Below are 19,712 nucleotides of genomic sequence, written 5' to 3' on the forward strand. Positions count from 1 at the left end.
CCTCGGGGTCGCGGCAATCCTAAGCAACCTCACCCCGGAGAACGACGACGGCGCGCGAGGCCGAAGCCGCGCGCGCCGTCGTGGGAGGTCCGAGGCGGATTACGCCTCGCGCTTCTCCTTGATCTTGGCCTTCTTGCCGCGCAGCTCGCGCAGGTAGTAGAGCTTCGCCCGCCGGACGTCACCGCGGGTCACGAGCTCGATGTGGTCGATGATCGGCGAGTGCACCGGGAAGGTGCGCTCCACGCCGACCTGGAAGCTGACCTTGCGGACCGTGAAGGTCTCGCGGATGCCCTCGCCGGAACGACCGATGACCACGCCCTGGAAGACCTGGATACGGGAGCGGCTGCCCTCGACGATGTTCACGTGCACCTTGACGGTGTCACCGGGGCGGAAGTCCGGCACGTCGGACCGGAGAGAGGCGGCATCGACGGAGTCGAGGATGTGCATGGCGTGGTTCGCTCTCTGCGCGCGCCGCGGGTCGCTACGCGATTCGATGAAGAATGGATGTGCGCCCGAGCGTCAGAATCGGCTCCCCCGGGGCAGAGCCCGCCGGGCACAAGGGTCCATCATGCCAGACTCCCGGCTCCCCCGTAAACTCGCGGGGTGATCGAACTGCGCACCCCGGCCGAGATCGAGCAGATGCGGGCCGCCGGCGCGTTCGTGGGACGCGTCCTCGAGGCGACGCGCGACGCCGCCGCGGTGGGCGTCAACCTCCTGGAGCTCGACGCGCTCGCGCACGACATGATCCGGTCAGAGGGCGCCGAGAGCTGCTACATCGACTACCACCCCTCCTTCGGCGCCTCGCCGTTCGGCAAGGTGATCTGCCTGTCCGTCAACGACGCGGTGCTGCACGGCCTGCCCCACGACTACCGGCTGCAGGACGGCGACCTGCTGTCGCTCGACTTCGCCGCGTCCGTCGACGGCTGGGTGGCCGACTCCGCCCTGTCGATCGTGGTCGGCACCCCCCGGCCCGAGGACCTTCAGCTCATCGCGACCACAGAGCGCGCGCTCGAGGCGGGCATCACGGCCGCGGTCGTCGGCAACCGGATCGGCGACATCTCCGCCGCGATCGGCGAGGTCGCGCATCGCGCGAAGCTCAAGGTGAACACGGACTTCGGCGGTCACGGGGTCGGGCGCGAGATGCACGGCGACCCGCACATCCCGAACGACGGGCGCGCGCGCCGAGGGCTGCCGCTCCGTGCCGGGCTGGTGTTCGCCATCGAGCCGTGGTTCATGCTCGGCACCGACAAGATCTACACGGACGACGACGGATGGACGCTGCGCTCGCGCGACGGCTCGCGGGGTGCGCACGCGGAGCACACCGTCGCGGTCACGGACGACGGACCGGTCGTCCTCTCGGCGCGCGCGTCCTAGCGGCGGCTCGCTGCCGCGACCGGCTCAGAGCTCGGGATCGTCGAGCAGCTCCGGCCGCACCCGCCGGGTGCGCTCGATCTGCTGCTGGCGCCGCCACGCGGCGATCGCGCCGTGGTTGCCGCCCAGGAGCACATCGGGCGTTCGCATCCCGCGCCATTCGGCGGGCTTGGTGTAGCTCGGGTACTCGAGCAGTCCGTCCTCGTGGCTCTCCTCGACCAGGCTGTCCGGGTTGCCGACGACGCCCGGCACCAGACGGCCGACGGCCTCCACGATCGCCATCGCCGCGACCTCGCCGCCGTTCAGCACGTAGTCGCCGAGGCTGAGCTCCAGCACCTCGTGCTCCCGGCGCACCCAGTCGACGACGCGCTGGTCGATGCCCTCGTAGCGGCCGCAGCAGAACACGAGGTGCTCACGGTCCGCGAGCTCGCGCGCGGTCGCCTGGCGGAAGAGGGCTCCCGCCGGCGTCGTGAAGATCACGGTGGACGCCGGCGTCAGGATGGTGTCGAGCGCCTCGCCCCAGGGTTCCGGCTTCATGACCATCCCGGCCCCGCCGCCGGACGGGGTGTCGTCGACCGTGCGGTGCCGGTCGTGCGCGAAGTCGCGGAGGTCGTGCACGACGACGTCGAGCAGGCCCTTGCCCCGCGCGCGGCCGAGGAGCGACACGTCGAGCACGGAGAAGAACTCCGGGAAGATCGTGACGATGTCGATCCGCACCCGTCGAGCGTAGTCGGCGCCTGGCTCGTGTTCGCCGGGCGCTGACGTCTCCGCGATCGGCACCTCGATCGTGGCTCGCGGTGGAGACGCCGAATCCGGCGCTCCTCCCCACTCAGCCGCCGACGAATACGTCCCCAGAAGTGCGGGAGCCGTCCCGCGGGCGACGCGAGGTCGGCAGCCTCGTCGCATGCATCACACGAGCGATGCCAGCCGCCATGGCCTGGCGACCACCCAGGATCTCCGTTCAGCGGGCATGAGCGAGCGCGCGATCGCCGCGGCGGTGACCGCTGGACGGCTCCGACGGCTGCGCCGCGGGTGGTTCGCGGGCCCTCTCGCTGAACCGCGCGTCGCGTCGGCGGTCGCGGCGGGCGGGAGGGTCGCCTGCGCATCCGCACTCGCGATGCACGGCGTCTGGGTCCTGCGGGAGGACGGTCTGCACGTCGCGGTCCGGGACGGATCCCACCGCCGATCGGAGCGGGGGCGCCGCATCCATCACCGGACGCTCCGCGCCGAGCAGACCGATGGGCTCGTCGAGTCGCCGCTCGAGGCGCTGGAGCAGCTCAGCCATTGCGCGTCCGCGATGGAGACGGTCATCGCCATGAACTCAGCACTGCAGCACACCCTCGTCACGCGATCGGCACTGGCGACGGTCTTCGATCGCAGTCGCCGTTCACGGTGGTTGCTGGACCACGTCGACGGTCGGAGCCAGTCCGGCACGGAGACGATCGCGCGGCTCGCGCTCGGCCGACGCGGGGTGCGACTGCGACCGCAGGTCGTCGTGCCCGGCGTCGGCCGCGTGGACCTTCTGATCGGTGAGCGTCTGGTGCTCGAGATCGACGGCGCGGCGTGGCACGCGAGCCCGGAGGCTTTCGAGGTCGATCGGCGACGCGACCTCGAGTTGACGGTGCGCGGCTTTCTCGTCGTGCGCATCAGCTATCGCCGCGTGATCGACGATTGGGCGGGGGTCGAGAGTGCGTTGCTGACCCTCATCGGGCGCGAGGAGCACCGCCTTCGAGGGCGGGACCGCGTGGCGCGGAGCGCCGCGATCGGCATCTGAGCCGCGACAGGCGGTCGGGTGACCGATTCAGGCGTCGGACGCCGCGGGACCCGCAGCCGGAGGCTCGGGGTCGTCGTCCGGCAGCTCCTCGAAGAGCCCCGGCGGCGGCGTCAGCGTCACCGTGCCGGCGGCGATATCGACGGAGGGGACGAGCGCCGCCACGAACGGGACGAGCACCTCGCCGGAGTCCGTCGCGATAGCCAGCAGGTCCTGCGCCGGGAGGTGGTCGACGCGCGCGACGCGACCGACCTCGACCCCGTCGCGGAGCGCCCGCAGCCCGACCAGTTGGTGGTCGTACCAGGCGTCCTTCTCCTCGGGGAGCTCGGCCGCATCCTGGTCGACCCAGAGGATGGCCTTGACGAGCGTCTCGGCCGCGCTGCGGTCGTCGACGCCGACGAAGAATGCGACCGGATGCCCGTTGTAGAAGCGGAGCTCCCGCACCTCGAGGGTCTTGCCGTGCCAGTCGGAGGACGTCGGCACCTGGAGCGCGAACGTGGCGCCCGGCTGGAACCGGCGCTCGGGATCGTCCGTGTAGAGCTCGAGCTTGAGCGCGCCCTTCAGCCCGTGAGCCTTGACGAGGCGCGCGACGCGCAGCTGCGTGGTTCCGGGCCGAGGGGCCTCAGCGCGGGGACTCACGCCTCGTCGGTGTCGACGACGTCGACACGCACGCGACGGCCGTCGGCCAGCGCGGTCACGAGGGTGCGGAGGGCCTTGGCGGTGCGACCGGCGCGGCCGATCACGCGACCGAGGTCGTCGGGGTGGACCCGCACCTCGAGCAGCTCACCCCGGGAGGTGTCGGACGACTGCACGCGGACGTCGTCCGGGTGGTCGACGATCCCCTTGACGAGGTGCTCGAGGGCGGATGCCAGCACGATCGGTACTACTCCTTGTCGCCCGAGCCCTCGGCGTCATCGACGGCCGCTTCGGCGTCGGTGACGGCCTCGGACTCCGGGGCGACCTCGGGCTCGACGGCGGCCGCGTCGTCAGCGGTGGCACCGGCGGCGGCGGCGTCGGCCGCGGGGGCCTCCTCGGCCTTCGGCGCCTTCTCGGCCTTGGGCTTCAGGACCGGCTTCTTCTTCTCGTCGGCCTGGAAGGCGACCTTGTCCTCGCGGGTCTTGACGGTGGACTTCGCGTCCTTGTCGCCCTTGAAGGTGCCCCAGTCGCCGGTGAGCTTGAGCAGCGCGGTGACCTGCTCGGTCGGCTGCGCGCCGACGCCGAGCCAGTACTGTGCGCGCTCCGAGTTCACCTCGATGAGCGACGGCTCCTCGGTCGGGTGGTACTTGCCGATCTCCTCGATGACCCGTCCGTCGCGCTTGGTGCGCGAGTCGGCCACGACGATGCGGTAGTACGGCGCGCGGATCTTTCCGAGCCGCTTGAGGCGGATCTTGACAGCCACGGTTCTCCTGTATGTGTGCGTGAGTGAGTTGTGAACTGCGGCCGTGCGCGTGGGGCACACGCGGCAGAGAGCTCTGGGATGGTCACCGGCGCCGGATAGAGGGTCGAGCGGCGGGACCGAGGGTCTATTCTGGCAGACTTTCGGCCGGCCCGGGGACCGGGGTCCGCGAGCCGAGCACCTCGGGTCAGCGCCCGAGGAACGCGTCGCGCCAGGCGAGCAGCTGCCGGGCGGGCTCGAGGTCGTGATCCGGCCCGTCGCAGTCGGTCTGGAAGAGCCGCACCCCGAGCTCGTACTGCCGCTCGAGCTGCGCGGTGTCGATCCCGCGCCCGTCGTTGGCGCGGCCGCCGCGGCGCATCATGACGCCGGTCGAGAGCTCGATCTCCTCGGGGTCGCGCCCGACGGCGGCGCAGTGCTCGCGGAGGATGCCGAGCTTGCGCTCGAGCGTCTCGGTGTCGGAGAAGCTGTGCCAGATGTCGGCGTGCTCGGCGACGATCCGGAGCGTCTTCTTCTCGCCTCCGCCGCCGATGAGGATCGGGATCCGACGGAGCGGCGCCGGGTTGAGCTTCGCCCAGCGCTCCTTGATGCGCGGCAGGTCGGTCGCCAGCGCGTCGAGGCGCGAGCCGGCGGTTCCGAAGTCGTAGCCGTACTCGGTGAAGTCGCGCTCGAACCAGCCCGACCCGGTGCCGAAGATGAACCGGCCTCCCGAGATGTGGTCGATGGTCCGGGCCATGTCGGCCTGCAGGTCGGGGTTGCGGTAGAGGTTGCAGTTGACGAGCGGGCCGAGCTCGACGCGCTCCGTCTGCTCGGCGATCGCGGCGAGCATGGTCCACGCCTCGAAGTGCAGGCCGTCCGGGTCGCCCGAGAGCGGGAAGAAGTGGTCCCAGTTCATGACGACGTCGACGCCGAGGTCCTCGAGCCGCTGCACCGTCTCGCGGATGCCCGCGTACGTCGAGTGCTGGTTGGTGACCTGGATCGCGACGCGGATGTTCTCGGACGGCATGCTCCGAGCCTAGGCGGCGGCCGTCGAGCGGGGCGTCAGCGGCGGCCGAGCATCCGCTGCAGCGCGGCCATCTCCTCCTCGGAGGGCGCCGCACCCGCGTCGGGCTTGCGCCCGCCGCCCAGACCGAAGCCCGATCCGCTCGGCGCCGCCGCGCTGCCGACCGGCTTGCCCGCGGCGAGCGCCGCGTTCTCGGCGGCGCGCTTCGCCGGGTTGCCCGACTTCGACTTCCTCGCCGCCTGCTGCTTCTTCTTGCCGGCGTAGGAGGCGCCCGGGATCGGCCCCATGCCCGGCACGTTCGGCACCCCGCCCTTCGCGACGGTCTTCATCATCTTCGCCGCCTGCTCGAAGCGGTTGACGAGCCCGTTGACGTCGGTGACCGTCATGCCGGAGCCCTTCGCGATCCGGAGCCGCCGCGATCCGTTGAGGAGCTTCGTGTTGGCGCGCTCGGCGGGCGTCATCGACTGGATGATCGCCTCGGTGCGCACGATCTCCTTCTCGTCGAAGTTGTCGAGCTGCTCGCGCATGCCGCGCGCGCCCGGCAGCATGCCGAGCATCCCCTTGATGGAGCCCATGTTCTTGAGCTGCTGCATCTGCTTGAGGAAGTCGTCGAGCGTGAACGAGTCGGTCGCGAACTTCTCGGCGGTCTTGCGCGCCTCCTCCTCGTCGAAGGCCGACTGCGCCTGCTCGATGAGGGTGAGGATGTCGCCGAGGTCGAGGATGCGGCTCGCCATGCGGTCGGGGTGGAACGGCTCGAAGTCGTCGAGCCCCTCACCCGTGGAGGCGAACATGATCGGGCGCCCCGTGACGGAGGCGACGGAGAGCGCCGCACCGCCGCGGGCGTCGCCGTCGAGTTTGGAGAGCACGACGCCGGTGAAGTCGACGCCCTCCTGGAACGCGCGGGCCGTCTGCACCGCGTCCTGACCGATCATCGCGTCGATGACGAAGAGCACCTCGTCCGGGTCGACGGCCTTGCGGATGTCGGACGCCTGCTTCATCAGCTCGGCGTCGATGCCGCGGCGGCCGGCCGTGTCGACGATGACGGTGTCGTACTGCCGGCGCTCGGCCTCCTGCACGCCCTGCTTCGCGACCTTGACCGGGTCGCCGACGCCGTTGCCGGGCTCCGGCGCCCACACCGGCACGCCCGCCTGCTCGCCGACCACCTGCAGCTGCGTGACCGCGTTCGGGCGCTGGAGGTCCGCGGCGACGAGGAGCGGCGTGTGGCCCTCCTTCTTCAGCCACTTCGACAGCTTGCCGGCGAGCGTCGTCTTGCCCGCGCCCTGGAGGCCGGCGAGCATGATGACGGTCGGCGGCTTCTTCGCGAACTCTAGCCGGCGCTGGTCGCCGCCGAGGATGCCGATGAGCTCCTCGTTGACGATCTGGACGACCTGCTGCGCCGGGTTCAACGCCTTGTTGACCTCATCGGAGAGCGCGCGCTCGCGCACCCGGCCGGTGAAGTCCTTGACGACCTCGAGGGCGACGTCCGCATCGAGGAGGGCGCGACGGATCTCGCGCACCGTCCCGTCGACGTCCGCCGGGGTCAGCTTGCCCTTGGTGCGGAGGTTGCGGAAGGTCGCGGTGAGGCGATCCGAGAGGGATCCGAAGGTGGCCATGAGGCGACAAGTCTAAAGGGCCGCGCCCGTCGCTACCGTGGGGGGATGCCGCTCATCCTGCCGTTCGAGGGCCACGTGCCCGACATCCACGAGACCGCATTCATCGCCCCGAACGCGACGATCATCGGGCGGGTGCGGATCGGCGCGAACGCGAGCGTCTGGTACGGCGCCGTGATCCGCGGCGACCTCGACGAGATCGAGCTCGGCGAGGGCAGCAACCTGCAGGACAACTCCGTGATCCACGTGGACGGCGGGGTGCCGGTGCGCATCGGACGGCACGTCGGCATCGGGCACGCCGCGATCATCCACGGGGCGAGCGTGGATGACGGCGCGCTCATCGGGATGGGCGCGCGGCTCCTCAACGGCTCGGTCGTGGGTGCGGGGGCGCTCGTCGCGGCCGGGTCCGTCGTGCTGGAGGGGCAGGAGATCCCGGCGAACGCGATCGCCGCCGGGGTGCCGGCGAAGGTGCGCGGGGAGATCACGGACCCCGAGGTCCGGGCGCGCGTCGACCGCAACGCGACCGTCTACATGGACCTCGCGGCGAAGCACCGCGCGCTCTGACCGCCTGGACCCGCCGCACGGCACCGCACCGCACCGCACCGCACACGGCGACGAGTCCGGCGCGCAGCGGCGGGTGGGGCATCACCGTTCCGCACAAGAGCCCTGTGGGCCGGTGGCGGCACAGGGCTTTTATGCGGAGTGGGTGGGCAGGGGGTCGGCGGGGCCGAGTGGGCGCCGAGGGTCAGGCGCGGAGGGCGGCGAGCAGCGCCGCGGAGACCTCCGGGCGGATCGGGTAGCCCGCGCTGAAGGAGAGCCGCGTCGCGATGCCGGCGAAGCGCGCGCGGAGCTGCGCCGCGACCTCCGCGGGCGAGCCGACCGCGGCGAAGGCCGCGAGCATGTCGTCGTCGACGGCGCGCGCCATCTCCGCCCACTCGCCGCGACGGGATGCCGCGTGCAGCGTCTCGTGCACGCCTGACCAGCCGTGCAGCTCCATGACCGCGAGGTACTCGGGGGTCGAGCCGTAGAACGCGATCTGCCGTCGGGTGGCCTCGATCGCGACGTCGAGCTCGGCCGGGGTCTCGCCGACCGCGATGAAGGCCGGGATGCTGAGGCCGAAGGTCTCGAGCGACCGGCCCGCCGACTCCGCGCCCCGCTGGAGCGCCGGCAAGGTCACCTCGCGGAGGTACCGCTCGGTCGTGAAGGTGTGCGCGAGCAGCCCGTCGGCGACGGCGCCCGCCGTCTCGGTCATGACGGCGCCGACCCCGGCGATCCAGACCGGCGGCGGCCCGAACGGGTTCTCGCCCGGGGAGAAGAACGGGGTCATGAGCGTGTGGCGGTAGTGCTCACCCTCGAAGCGGAGCCGCTCCCCCGTGCGCCATGACTCCCAGATCGCGTGCAGCGCCGCGACGTACTCGCGCATGCGCGCCGCCGGCGCCGACCACGGCATCGAGAACCGGCGCTCGATGTGCGGCTTGATCTGGGATCCGAGTCCGAGCGTGAAGCGCCCCTCGGAGACCAGCTGCAGGTCGTTCGCGGTCTCGGCGACCGTCATGGGGCTCCGCGCGAACGCGACCGCGATGCCGGTCATGAGCGCGACGCGCTCGGTGCGCATCGCCGCGGCGGTGAGCGAGACGAACGGGTCGTGCTGGGTCTCGGCCGCGAAGATGCCGTCGTAGCCGGCGGCCTCGAGATCGGCCGCGCCGGCCGCGAACGCCCGGGGGTCGGTGCCGGGATCGCCGCCCGCGTCGATGAGGAAGGGTGCAGTCACGGCTCAGCCCACCAGCTGCGCGGCGAACTGCGACGGGCTGAAGCCGGCGAGGTCGCCGATGCCCTCACCCTGCCCGATGAGCTTGATCGGGATCCCGGTCTTCTCCTGCACCGCCAGCACGAAGCCCCCCTTGGCCGACCCGTCGAGCTTGGTGAGCACCAGGCCGGTCACCCCGGCGTGCTGGATGAACGCCTCGGCCTGATTGAGCCCGTTCTGGCCGGTCGTCGCGTCGAGCACGAGCAGCACCTCGGCGATCGGCTCGAGCTTCTCGACGACGCGGCGGACCTTGCCGAGCTCGTCCATGAGCCCCGACTTGGTCTGCAGCCGGCCCGCGGTGTCGATGAGCACGATCTCGATCCCGTCGCGCTGCGCCTTCTCGACCGTCTGGAACGCGACGGAGGCCGGATCCTGCCCCTGCTGCTGGGGGCGCACGACCGAGGCGCCCGCGCGCTCCGCCCAGGTCGCGAGCTGCTCGACCGCGGCGGCGCGGAAGGTGTCGGCCGCGCCGACGACGACACTCCGGCCGTAGTTGGTCAGGAACTTCGCGAACTTGCCGATCGTCGTCGTCTTGCCGACGCCGTTGACGCCGACCACGAGCACGACCGCGGGGCGGTTCGACAGGGTGAGGGTCGGGTCGAGGCGGGCGAGGCGCTCCTCGATCGTCTCGCGCAGCATCCGCTGCAGGTCCTTCGGATCCTCCGTGCGGTAGCGGGCGACCTTGCCGCGCAGCTCCTCGACGATGGTGTCGGTGACGTCCGGCCCGAAGTCGGCGCCGATCAGGGCGTCCTCGAGATCGGACCAGGTCTCGTCGTCGATGGTGCGCTTCGCGAACATGCCGCGGAGCGCGCCGCCGAGGGACCAGGAAGCCATGGCGACCAGCCTAGGTTCACCAGCGGGTGCGGTGCGCCTCCTGCTCGACGACCTGCTCGCGGTCGGCGAGGCGCCGCAGCCCGGCGAGCGGCTGCGCCATCCGATGGTTCCCGGCCAGCCGGCGCTCGTTGCGGTCGAGGAAGGCCCAGTAGCCGGCGGTGAAGGGGCACGCGTCGTCGCCGAGCCGCTTCTTCGGGTCGAAGGGGCAACCGGCGCAGAAGTCGCTCATCCGGTCGATGTAGGCGCCGCCGGCGACGTAGGGCTTGGTCGCGACGATGCCGCCGTCGGCGTACTGCGACATCCCCGTCACGTTGGCGGGCATCACCCACGGCGTGCCGTCGACGAACGCGCCCGCGAACCACTCCGTGAGCTCGCGCGGCGAGTACCGCTGCTGCAGCGCGAAGTTGCCGAGGATCATGAGCCGCTGGATGTGGTGCGTCCACCCCTCGCGCCCCACCTGGTCGAGCACGTGATGCAGGCACGCGGCCTCGACACCCGCGCCGTCGAGCGCCCAGAACGGATCGCTCACCCGGCGGCGCGCGTCGAGGTGGTTGCTGCGGGCGACGTAGTCCTCACCGAGGTGCCAGTACAGGTGCCAGACCCAGTCGCGCCAGCCGATGAGCTGGCGGACGACGCCCTCGACGCTCGCGAGCGGCGCCGCGCCGTCGTGGGAGGCGGCGAGCACGCGCTCGACAACCTCCATCGGGTGCAGGAGTCCCCGGTTGAGCGCGACGCTGAGCCGCGAGTGCGCCATCCAGTCGTCGCCGGCGAGCGACGCGTCCTCGTAGGGGCCGAAGTCGGCGAGCCGGGTGTCGACGAAGTCGCGGAGCTGGTGGAGCGCCTCGCGCCGTGTCGCGGCGAAGCGACGCGGTCCGTCGCGCCCGAGGAACCGGACGCCATCGGCCTCGAGTGCGTCGAGGTCGCGACGCACCTCGGCGTCGATCTCGTCCTCGACCGGCATCCACGGGTCGGGCAGACCGAGTCCGGAGGCGCCGCGCGGCGGTGGCTGACGGTTGTCGGCGTCGAGGCTCCAGCGGCCGCCCTCCGGCTGCGCGCCGTCCATGAGGATGCCGAGCCGCTCCCGCTGCCAGCGGTAGAAGCGGTCCATGACGAGAGAGCGGGTGTCGCGGCCCGCGACCCAGCCGGCGAACTCCTCCTCGCTCGCGACGAAGCCGCGGCTCGGCAGGATCTCGGCACCGACCCGGTGGGCGAGCCGGCGTGCGGCCCATGACGTCGGGCCGATGACCTCGAGCTCGCCGTCCGGGAGCGCCTCGGCGAAGGTCACCGCGCGGCGGTATTCGACGCGGTCGCCGAGCTCCGCGGCCCGGTGCCGCAGCGCCGACAGGATCAGGTGCGCCTTCTGCCGGTGCGTCGGGCGGCGGCGGAACAGCTCCACCACCTCGACCAGGACGATCGGGCCGCCGTCGTCGAAGTGCGGGCCGAGCTGGTCGGCGAGCAGCCAGCGCGTGCGCGTCATGCTCGGACCCTACGGACCGGGGCCGACGCGGGCGTCGCGCTCCCACCCCGCGTGCAGCGGGCATGATGCATACGTGGGTCTTCTGACGAACGGCGCGGTCTTCGACGGGACGACGCTCGTGCCCGACAGTTCGATCCGGGTGGTCGACGGCGCCATCACGGAAGTCGGAACGGACCTCGCGCCGCAGGACGGCGAGCACGTCGTCGACCTCGGCGGCGACACCGTCATCCCGGGCCTCGTCAACATGCACGTGCACCTGGGGGGTGCGCTGCCCGGGATGCCGCAGCCCGAGACCGATGTCGACCTCGCGCTGTACATGGCCGGCACGGCGCGCGCGACGCTGCTGGCCGGGGTGACGACGGTGCGGCTGGTCGGCGAGACGGGGTACACCGACTTCAAGCTCCGCCGCGCGATCGAGGCGGGGGCGGTGATCGGCCCGCGCATCTACACGGCGGGCCACGCCCTGTGCTGCACGGGCGGGCACGGCTGGGACGCCGACGCGCTCGAGGCCGACGGCGCCGACGGGTTCCGGCGCGCCACCCGCCTGCAGCTGCGGGCCGGCGCCGACTGCATCAAGATCTGCATCTCGGGCGGCATCGCCGGGGAGCACGAGCACATCGACACCCCGCAGCTCACCGACGAGGAGATGGCGGCGGTGATCGACACCGCGCACGACTGGGGCCGCAAGGTGTGCGCGCACTCGGGGCCCGACGCGGTCATCCGGCGCGCGGTGGAGCTCGGGCTCGACTGCGTCGAGCACGGGTACGAGATGAGTCGCGAGCTCACCGACGAGATGGCCCGGCGCGGCGTCTGGTACGTGCCGACGATCGTCGTCTCGCGCAGCCGGGAGTTCTTCGAGCGGCACGGGGTCGAGCAGTGGTTGCAGGATCGCGCACTGGCGGCGGGCCCGCGGCACTGGGAGTCGCTGCAGAACGCGATCGCCAGCGGCGTGACGATCGCGATGGGCAGCGACATGGCGCCCGCCGAGCCGTACGACGGCACGACGGCGACCGTCCGCGAGATGGAGTTCATGGTCGAGGCCGGCATGTCGCCGCTCGACGTGCTGCGCTCTGCGACCTCGCGTCCGGCCGAGTGGCTGGACGCCTCGGACGTGTTCGGATCGCTGTCGCCCGGCCGTCGTGCCGATCTCGTGGTGCTGCGGGGCGATCCCACCCGCGACATCTCCGCGCTCCGGACGCTCGACCTCGTCATGAAGGACGGCGTCGTCCACCGCGACGATCAGGGCAGGGCCGCTGGGTGGTAGCCGTCTCCGTCGCCTTCCAGACCGACAAGACCGCGGCCGAGTACGCCGAGCTGGCCGCGCTCGCCGAGGACCTCGGATTCGACGGCGTCTCCGTCTTCCACGACTTCGGATTCCAGCCCTCGATCTTCGCGCTGCTCGAGATGGCCCGCGCGACCTCGCGGGTGCGCCTCGGCGCCGCGTGCCTGAACCCGTCGCTGCTGCATCCGGTCGAGATCGCGGGCCAGGCCGCGGCCCTGCAGACGGCGTCGGAGGGGCGGGCCTACGTCGGCATCGCCCGCGGCGCGTGGCTCGACCGCGTGGGCATCCGCGCCGACCGGCCGCTGCGACGCCTGGAGGAGTCGATCGAGGTCGTGCGCCGCCTGCTGACCGGCGACGACAGCGGCTACCCGGGCGAGATCTTCCCGCTCGAGCCGGGCGTTCGGCTGGAGGACCCGCCCGGACCGGTCCCCGTCCTGCTCGGCACCTGGGGTCCGCGCGGGCTCGCGCTGGCCGCGCGGGTCTCCGACGAGGTGAAACTCGGCGGATGCGCCAATCCCGACATGATCCGACTGGCCCGGGAGCGCCTGGATGCGGCCGGCGGCGCGCACGTGGGCCTCGTCGCCGGCGCGGTGACGGTGGTCGACGAGTCGTCCGCCGCGGCCTGGGAGCTCGCCCGCGCGGAGGTCGAGATGTACCTCGACGTCGTCGCCCCGCTCGACGAGACGGTCGCCCTGCCCGACGGGCCGGTGCCGCAGGAGGTGCTGCGCAAGTTCACCTTCGCCGGCTCCCCCGACGAGATCGCCGCGCACGCGGCCGAGTGCGTCGCCGCCGGCGCCTCGCGCATCGAGTTCGGCACGCCGCACGCGGCCGTGCCGACCCACGGGCTCGAGCTGCTGGGTGAGCACGTGCTGCCGGAGCTGCACTCGTGAGCGCCGAGGAGGTCGCGGACCGGCTGCTGGAGGATCTGGCGCCGCTCGATCCGACGGCCGCCGAGACGCTGGGCCGGACGCCCGAGCGCGTCATGCCGCTCGTCGCGCCCGAGCACTTCGCCGCGCGGCACGAGGCGGCGTCCCGAGCGCTCGCGGCTCTCGGCGACGACGACTCGGTGCTCGCGACGGTGCTGCGCGAGCGTCTCTCGTCCGATCTCGCGCTCGACGACGCCGGCTTCACGACCGCGCTGCTGGCGCCGCTCGCGACGCCCGTTCACGCGATCCGCGGAGTCTTCGACGAGGTCGCGCCGGAGCAGCGCGCCGACGAGCTGGCGCGCGTGCCCGAGGCGCTCCGCGACTACGCCGAGACGCTGCGGACCGCGCCGCGGGTCGTCGCCGCCCGGCAGGTGCTCGGGGCCGCGGAGCAGTGCGAGACATGGGTCGACCCCGCCCGCGACGACTTCTACACGCGCCTGGTCGCCGACCAGCCCGAGCTGCGCGGCCTCGCGGACGCGGCGTCGGAGGCGACGCGGGAGTTCGCCGCGTTCCTGCGCACCGAGCTGCTGCCGCGCGCGCCCCGGCGGGACGCCGTCGGCGCCGAGCTGTACGAGGTCACCGCGAGCGCCTTCCTCGGCGAGCGCATCGACCTGCGCGAGACGTACGAGTTCGGCTGGAGCGAGCTCGACGGGCTCACCTCGGAGATGGTCGAGGTCGCCCGCGAGCTCGGCTACGACACGATCGGGGAGGCCGTCGCCGCGCTCGACGCCGACCCGGCGCGGGCTCTCGGCAACGACCAGCTCACCGGATGGCTGCAGCGGCGCATCGACGAGACGGTGGAGGCGATCGACGGCGTCCACGTCGACCTGCCGCCGCAGGCCCGCCGACCGCAGGCGGCCACGCCCCCGACGACCGCCGGGGTCATGTCGTACTCGCCGCCCGATCCGCGGTTCACCCGTCCCGGACGCGTGTGGTGGCCGCCGGCCGCCGACGGGCGCACGAGCACGTGGCACGCGGTCACCACCGTCCACCACGAGGGCGTGCCGGGCCATCACCTGCAGATCGCCGTCGCGCTGGCCGAGCCGGGACTGCATCCGTACCAGCGGTCGATGGTGCACGTGCACGGCTACGCCGAGGGCTGGGCGCACTACAGCGAGCGACTGGCCGACGAGTTCGGGCTGCTACGGGACCCCGGCGAGCGCCTCGGCATGCTGTTCGGACAGCGCTGGCGGGCCGCTCGGATCGTCATCGACATGGGGCTGCACCTCGGGTTCCCGATGCGCGACGGCTCGCCCTGGACCGTCGAGGACGGGGTGGAGCTGCTGCAGCGGATGGCCGGGTGCGACGCCGCCACGGCACGCTTCGAGGTCGACCGCTTCCTCGGCTGGCCCGCGCAGGCGCTCGCCTTCCGGGTCGGCGCGCGACTGTGGCGACAGCTGCGGACCGCCGCCGCGGCCCGCGACGGATTCGACGCCCGCGAGTTCCACATGCGGGCGCTGCGACTCGGACCGATGGGCCTCGGCCCGCTGAGGGAGGTGCTCGGACGTGGGCTATGAGCTGTACGACCTGCGGGTCACGGTCGAGAGCATCGAGGGGCGCTCGGTCTGCGGGCTCGCGGTGGGCGACTACTTCGAGCTGACCGAGAGCAGCCAGGTGCGCATCCCCGAGGGCAAGCACTTCTGCGTCTTCGCGCTGCAGGCGGCGCTTCCCCTGCTGCCCGCGAAGCAGCGCGCCCTGGCCGCGGACGACTGGCTGGAGCGGGACGCGCTGGTGTGCTGCCCCGACCCGGAGGAGCGGCTGACGATGCGGATCGAGCGCACCGGCACGCGCCGCTATGAGGTCGACGACCTGACGTGACGGTCGCCCCGCCGCATCCAGGAGAGGATGGGGAGGTGACCCTCGCGCTCATCCGGCATGGCCAGACCGACTGGAACCGCGACGACAGGCTCCAGGGCTCGAGCGACATCCCGCTGAACGACGCCGGACGGGCGCAGGCGCACGCGGCCGCCGGCGCGCTCGCGGCCGTCGGCACCTGGCATGCGATCGTCAGCTCCCCCCTGTCGCGGGCGCGGGAGACCGCGGAGATCATCGCCCGCGACCTCGGCCTTGAGCTCGGTCCGTCGTACCCGGACCTGGTGGAGCGCGACTACGGAGCGCTCGAGGGCACCTCTTCGAGCGCGGCGGTCGCGGCGCACCCGCACCGCGACTACCCCGGCGCCGAGACCCTCGACGAGGTGGCGACCCGCGGTCGCCGGGCCCTCGACGAGATCGCCGACGCGTACGGCGAGCAGCAGGTCGTGATCGTGGCGCACGGCACGCTGATCCGGTACACGCTCGCGTCGCTCGCGGGGCATCCGATCGCCGGGATCCTGAACGGCACTGTCTCCACCGCCGAGCGCATCGACGGGCGCTGGGACGTGCTCACCGTGAACGGGGAGCCGTGCGAGGCGGCCGACGACGAAGGGCGTCACTGGCCCGGGATGGCCGGGTAGGCGGTCCGCCAGAACTAGACGCTCGCGGGCTCCGCGTCGCGGGCGGCGACCCGCTGCCCGACGACCGCGCTGACGCCGTCCTGGCGCATCGAGACGCCGTAGAGCGCGTCGGCGATCTCCATCGTGCGCTTCTGGTGCGTGATGACGATGAGCTGCGCGCTGTCGCGGAGCCCCTCCATCACCTGCAGCAGCCGGCCGAGGTTGGCGTCGTCGAGCGCCGCCTCCACCTCGTCCATGATGTAGAACGGGCTCGGGCGCGCCTCGAAGATCGCGAACAGCAGGGCCACCGCCGCGAGCGAGCGCTCGCCGCCGGAGAGGAGCGACAGCCGCTCGATCTTCTTGCCGGCCGGCTTGACCGCGACCTCGATGCCCGTCGTGAGCATGTTGTCCGGATCGGTCAGGGTGAGGGAGCCGGAGCCGCCCGGGAAGAGGATCGGGAACACCCGGTCGAACGCGTCGCGGGTGTCGGCGAAGGCGCCGGCGAAGATGTCCTGCATCTTGCCGTCGATCTCCTCGATGATCGTCAGCAGGTCCTTGCGGGTGTCGGTGAGGTCCTCGAGCTGCTCGGTGAGGAACTTGTGCCGCTGCTCGAGCGCCGCGAACTCCTCGAGCGCGAGCGGGTTCACCCGGCCGAGCCGCTGGTACGTGCGCTCGGCGCGGGCGAGGCGGGCCTGCTGCTTCGCGCGGTCGAAGGGCTCGGTCGCAGGTTCTCCACCCTCAGCGACCTCGTCACCCGAGGCGACGTCGAGCGGAACCGGGACCTCGGGGCCGTACTCCGCGACGAGCACGTCCTCGACGAGCCCCAGCTCCTCCGCCGCGCGCTCCAGCAGCGTCGAGAGGTGCAGCTTCTTCTCGTAGGCCTGCATCTCGAGCCCGTGCACGTCGTCGTTGAGCGCGCCGAGCCGGTCGCGGAGGCCGGCCTCGGTGCGGCGCAGCTCGACGAGCTCCTCGTTCTGCTTCGCGCGCTCCGCCTCGGCGGCGGCGAGCCGCACCCGGGCCTCGGCGAGCGACCGGTCGGCGACGTCGAGCACCGCCGGCAGCGCCGCGACCACGTCCTCGGCGGCCGCCACCTGGTGCTGGCGCAGCACCGCGAGCCTCGCCGCCTCCTCGGCGGCGGTGCGCTCCGCCTCGAGCTGGCGCTGCAGCGCCTCGGCCTGCGCGACCTGCGCGCGCACCCGCTCGCGCGCCGTCTCCAGCTCGACGCGGGCCTGGACCTCGGCCGCCCGCGCGGCCTCCAGCTCCGCGAGCAGGCCGTCGCGCGCCGAGACGTCGAGGATCGGCCGGGGCGTCGCCGCGTGCGCGTCGCGGGCGGCGACCGCCTGGGCCACAGCCGCGTCGACCTCGGCCACCGACTCCTCGAGGGCGCGGACCGCCTGGGCGAGGCGCTCGCCCTCGGCGGTCGCCGCCTCCAGGGCGACCCGCGAGCGGCCCAGCGCCTCGCTGCGCTGCGCGAGAGCCGCATCGAAGGCCTTGAGCGCGGCCACCGCCTGCGCCTGATCGATCTGCGCCGTGTCGAGCGCCTCGCGCTTCTCGGCGAGGGCGAACCGCTGCCGCTCGATCTGCGTCGTCACCTCGACGAGCCGGGCCTGGGCGGCGTCGCGCTCGGCGACGAGCTCGAGTCGGCTGCGGCCGCCGCCCGACCCGCCGCGGAGGACGTGCTCGGTGAGCACGTCGCCGTCGCGCGTCACGACCGTGGATCCGGGGGCCAGCCGCGGCCAGGCGGCGCGCGCGGCGTCGAGGTCGTCGGCGACGACGATGCCGGCGAGGAGCCCGCGGATGCCGGAGGGGGCGTCGACGAGGTCGGCCGCCGCCTCGACGCCCGGCGGGAGCGCAGTGGTCGGTGCGGCGTCGGACGCATCGGCGACGACGATCTCGACCCGCCCGGCGTCGGAGTCACGCGCCTGCCCGAGCGCGGCGAGGCCTGCCTCACGGGAGTCGGCGAGCACCGCCTCGGCCAGCGACCCGAGCGCCGCCGCGACGGCCGCCTCAAAGCCGGGCCGGACGGTCAGGTGCTCGGCGACCAGCCCGCGGATGCCGGTCGCCCCGACGATCGTCGAGGACCCGTCCCGCTGGTCGAGGGCGAGGGCGAGCGCGCCGGTGCGGGCCGCGAGGGCGTCGCGCTCCCGCTCGGCGGTGTGCAGCTCGTCGCGCAGGGTCTCGACCTCGGCCTGCAGCGCGCGCACCGCCGCCTCCGCCGCGGCGGCGGCCTCGTTCAGGTCGACGTCCGCGTCGACCCCGGAGCCGTCGTCCTCCACCTCGAGCAGCTCGAGGCGGGCCTGCTCGCGTCGGGCCTCCGAGGCCTCGAGGGCGGCGCGCTGGCGGTCGAGCTCGCCGCGGGTCGCGGCGGCGCGCGACTCCGCGGCGTCGACCGCACCGGTCAGCCGGCCCTGCTCGAGGTCGTGCTGGGAGACGAGGGCGCTCTGCGCGCTGATCTCCTCGTCGAGGGCGTCGAGGGCCGCCCGCGCGGTCGCCGTGGCGGCGCTGCCGGCGCCGAGGGCGGCCTCGGCCTGCGTCACGCCGCCCTGAAGACGAACGGCCTCCTCGCGCGCGTCCTCGACCATGCGAGGCGACACGGTCGCCGACATGCCGGGCAGCTCCGCCTGCTGCGCGAGCAGGGTGAGGCGCTGGTTGGCGAGCGTGTAGAGCGAGCGGAGGCGGTCCTGCACCTGTTCGAGCCCGAACGCGACGCGGCGGGCGTCGTCCACGGCATCGCCGGTCATCGACGCCTCGAGGCGCTCCTGCCGCAGGCGCGACTGGTCGAGCTGCTCCTGCAGCACGAGGCGCTGGGTCTTGCGCTCCGACTCCGAGCGGCTGACGTTGGTGATCGCGGCGCGCAGCTCGACGACCTCGTCGGCGAGGAGCCGGGCGCGCGCGTCGCGCACGATCGCCGCGATGGTCTGCGCCTCGCGGGCGATCTCGGCCTGCTGGCCGAGCGGCTTCAGCTGCCGCCGGATCTCGCCCGCCAGGTCGGAGAGCCGGGTCAGGTTCGCCTGCATCGCGTCGAGCTTGCGGAGCGTGCGCTCCTTGCGGCGGCGGTGCTTGAGGATGCCGGCCGCCTCCTCGATGAACCCGCGGCGCTCCTCGGGGGTCGCGTGCAGCACCTGGTCGAGCTGCCCCTGCCCGACGATGACGTGCATCTCGCGCCCGAGGCCGGAGTCGGAGAGCAGCTCCTGCACGTCGAGCAGCCGGACCTGGGATCCGTTGATCGCGTACTCGCTGCCGCCGTTGCGGAACAGGGTGCGCGAGATCGTGACCTCGCTGTACTCGATCGGGAGGGCGCCGTCGGCGTTGTCGATCGTGAGGATCACCTCGGCCCGGCCGAGCGGACCGCGCGTCGCCGTGCCGGCGAAGATGACGTCCTCCATCTTGCCGCCGCGGAGGGTCTTGGCGCCCTGCTCGCCCATCACCCAGGCGAGTGCGTCGACGACGTTCGACTTGCCCGATCCGTTCGGCCCGACGACGCACGTCACCCCGGGCTCGAACGCGAACGTGGTCGGCTGCGCGAAGGACTTGAACCCCTTGAGGGTCAGGCTCTTCAGGTACACGCGCGCCCTCTCGTCCGAAGCGTCGGTTCAGGGTACCCGGCCCCGCGCCTCCCGCCGCCGCGCCCTCCCGCGCCCCGTCGAATCGTGCGAAACCGCGGGTGCCGGCCGCCCCGACCGGCGGTTTCGCACGACTCGAGGGGGTGGGGGCGTCGGTCGAGGGGCAGGGGACGTCGCGGGGGCGTGACAAACGTCACGGTCGGATCGTGACGGGGGCCCTACGAGCGGGTCCCGCAGCCCCGG

At 72.9% G+C, this 19,712-nt stretch carries 19 protein-coding genes; 8 read left to right on the top strand and 11 right to left on the bottom strand.

All coding sequences use genetic code 11. The features are described from left to right. Positions 1–99: 99 nt before the first annotated feature. Positions 100–447: a 50S ribosomal protein L19 gene (rplS, locus tag ACTHM3_RS14740; protein WP_440407068.1), complete on the bottom strand. Its 348-nt coding sequence runs from the start codon at positions 445–447 to the stop codon at positions 100–102. Positions 448–603: 156 nt separating this feature from the next. On the opposite strand from rplS, the gene map reads away from it, so the two are divergent. Next, positions 604–1,374 carry a type I methionyl aminopeptidase gene (gene map / locus ACTHM3_RS14745; RefSeq protein ID WP_440407069.1) on the top strand — a complete coding sequence of 257 codons (771 nt, stop codon included), beginning with the start codon at positions 604–606 and terminating at the stop codon, positions 1,372–1,374. 24 nt (positions 1,375–1,398) lie between these two features. Here map and trmD read toward each other — a convergent pair whose 3' ends face one another. Then, positions 1,399–2,088, bottom strand: a complete 690-nt coding sequence (trmD, locus tag ACTHM3_RS14750; RefSeq protein WP_440407071.1) for a tRNA (guanosine(37)-N1)-methyltransferase TrmD — start codon at positions 2,086–2,088, stop codon at positions 1,399–1,401. A gap of 187 nt (positions 2,089–2,275) precedes the next feature. On the opposite strand from trmD, the gene ACTHM3_RS14755 reads away from it, so the two are divergent. Beyond that, complete coding sequence (locus ACTHM3_RS14755; protein ID WP_440407072.1) at positions 2,276–3,145, top strand: endonuclease domain-containing protein; 870 nt, start codon at positions 2,276–2,278, stop codon at positions 3,143–3,145. Between the two features lie 27 nt (positions 3,146–3,172). On the opposite strand, the gene rimM is transcribed toward ACTHM3_RS14755, so the two are convergent. The 5 genes from rimM to ffh all read right to left on the bottom strand — a co-directional run bounded on the left by rimM (position 3,173) and on the right by ffh (position 7,151). Beyond that, positions 3,173–3,781 carry a ribosome maturation factor RimM gene (rimM, locus tag ACTHM3_RS14760; protein ID WP_440407074.1) on the bottom strand — a complete coding sequence of 203 codons (609 nt, stop codon included), beginning with the start codon at positions 3,779–3,781 and terminating at the stop codon, positions 3,173–3,175. Then, a complete protein-coding gene (locus ACTHM3_RS14765; RefSeq protein WP_440407076.1) occupies positions 3,778–4,017 on the bottom strand; it encodes an RNA-binding protein in 240 nt (79 codons plus the stop codon). The genes rimM and ACTHM3_RS14765 overlap by 4 nt, the downstream gene beginning before the upstream one ends. 8 nt (positions 4,018–4,025) lie before the next feature. Then, on the bottom strand, positions 4,026–4,541 hold the full coding sequence (rpsP, locus tag ACTHM3_RS14770) for a 30S ribosomal protein S16 (RefSeq protein WP_440407078.1): 516 nt from the start codon (positions 4,539–4,541) through the stop codon (positions 4,026–4,028). A 184-nt stretch (positions 4,542–4,725) separates the two neighbouring features. Then, positions 4,726–5,541 carry an LLM class F420-dependent oxidoreductase gene (locus ACTHM3_RS14775; RefSeq protein ID WP_440407080.1) on the bottom strand — a complete coding sequence of 272 codons (816 nt, stop codon included), beginning with the start codon at positions 5,539–5,541 and terminating at the stop codon, positions 4,726–4,728. A 35-nt stretch (positions 5,542–5,576) separates the two neighbouring features. Then, positions 5,577–7,151, bottom strand: a complete 1,575-nt coding sequence (gene ffh, locus ACTHM3_RS14780; RefSeq protein WP_440407082.1) for a signal recognition particle protein — start codon at positions 7,149–7,151, stop codon at positions 5,577–5,579. Between the two features lie 45 nt (positions 7,152–7,196). Here ffh and ACTHM3_RS14785 point away from each other — a divergent pair, with 45 nt between their 5' ends. Further along, on the top strand, positions 7,197–7,712 hold the full coding sequence (locus ACTHM3_RS14785; protein WP_440407084.1) for a gamma carbonic anhydrase family protein: 516 nt from the start codon (positions 7,197–7,199) through the stop codon (positions 7,710–7,712). A gap of 181 nt (positions 7,713–7,893) precedes the next feature. On the opposite strand, the gene ACTHM3_RS14790 is transcribed toward ACTHM3_RS14785, so the two are convergent. From ACTHM3_RS14790 to ACTHM3_RS14800, 3 genes are read right to left on the bottom strand one after another with little or no spacing between them, the layout of a single operon-like run. Next, the gene (locus ACTHM3_RS14790) at positions 7,894–8,919 is read right to left on the bottom strand and encodes a TIGR03617 family F420-dependent LLM class oxidoreductase (protein ID WP_440407086.1); all 1,026 of its coding nucleotides are present in this window, start codon (positions 8,917–8,919) and stop codon (positions 7,894–7,896) included. Positions 8,920–8,922: 3 nt separating this feature from the next. Continuing rightward, the gene (gene ftsY, locus ACTHM3_RS14795; protein WP_440407088.1) at positions 8,923–9,789 is read right to left on the bottom strand and encodes a signal recognition particle-docking protein FtsY; all 867 of its coding nucleotides are present in this window, start codon (positions 9,787–9,789) and stop codon (positions 8,923–8,925) included. 16 nt (positions 9,790–9,805) lie between these two features. Then, positions 9,806–11,266 (bottom strand): cryptochrome/photolyase family protein, encoded by a 1,461-nt coding sequence (locus ACTHM3_RS14800; protein WP_440407089.1) that lies wholly within the window; start codon positions 11,264–11,266, stop codon positions 9,806–9,808. Positions 11,267–11,339: 73 nt separating this feature from the next. Between ACTHM3_RS14800 and ACTHM3_RS14805 the strand changes: the two genes are divergently transcribed. Genes ACTHM3_RS14805 through ACTHM3_RS14825 form a run of 5 tightly spaced genes read left to right on the top strand, consistent with a single transcriptional unit; the run spans position 11,340 to position 15,927 of the window. Continuing rightward, positions 11,340–12,530 carry an amidohydrolase family protein gene (locus ACTHM3_RS14805; protein ID WP_440407090.1) on the top strand — a complete coding sequence of 397 codons (1,191 nt, stop codon included), beginning with the start codon at positions 11,340–11,342 and terminating at the stop codon, positions 12,528–12,530. Then, positions 12,524–13,438 carry an LLM class flavin-dependent oxidoreductase gene (locus ACTHM3_RS14810; RefSeq protein ID WP_440407092.1) on the top strand — a complete coding sequence of 305 codons (915 nt, stop codon included), beginning with the start codon at positions 12,524–12,526 and terminating at the stop codon, positions 13,436–13,438. The genes ACTHM3_RS14805 and ACTHM3_RS14810 overlap by 7 nt, the downstream gene beginning before the upstream one ends. After that, positions 13,435–14,991, top strand: coding sequence for a DUF885 domain-containing protein (locus ACTHM3_RS14815; RefSeq protein ID WP_440407094.1), 1,557 nt, complete (start codon positions 13,435–13,437; stop codon positions 14,989–14,991). Before ACTHM3_RS14810 ends, ACTHM3_RS14815 begins: the two co-directional genes overlap by 4 nt. Continuing rightward, positions 14,981–15,292, top strand: a complete 312-nt coding sequence (locus ACTHM3_RS14820; protein ID WP_440407096.1) for a TIGR04076 family protein — start codon at positions 14,981–14,983, stop codon at positions 15,290–15,292. Before ACTHM3_RS14815 ends, ACTHM3_RS14820 begins: the two co-directional genes overlap by 11 nt. A gap of 35 nt (positions 15,293–15,327) precedes the next feature. Next, on the top strand, positions 15,328–15,927 hold the full coding sequence (locus tag ACTHM3_RS14825; protein ID WP_440407097.1) for a histidine phosphatase family protein: 600 nt from the start codon (positions 15,328–15,330) through the stop codon (positions 15,925–15,927). Between the two features lie 14 nt (positions 15,928–15,941). Here ACTHM3_RS14825 and smc read toward each other — a convergent pair whose 3' ends face one another. Next, positions 15,942–19,472 (bottom strand): chromosome segregation protein SMC, encoded by a 3,531-nt coding sequence (gene smc, locus ACTHM3_RS14830; RefSeq protein ID WP_440407098.1) that lies wholly within the window; start codon positions 19,470–19,472, stop codon positions 15,942–15,944. Positions 19,473–19,712: the final 240 nt, after the last annotated feature.

This window comes from Pseudolysinimonas sp., assembly GCF_051954455.1.
Classification (GTDB): Bacteria; Actinomycetota; Actinomycetes; order Actinomycetales; family Microbacteriaceae; genus Pseudolysinimonas.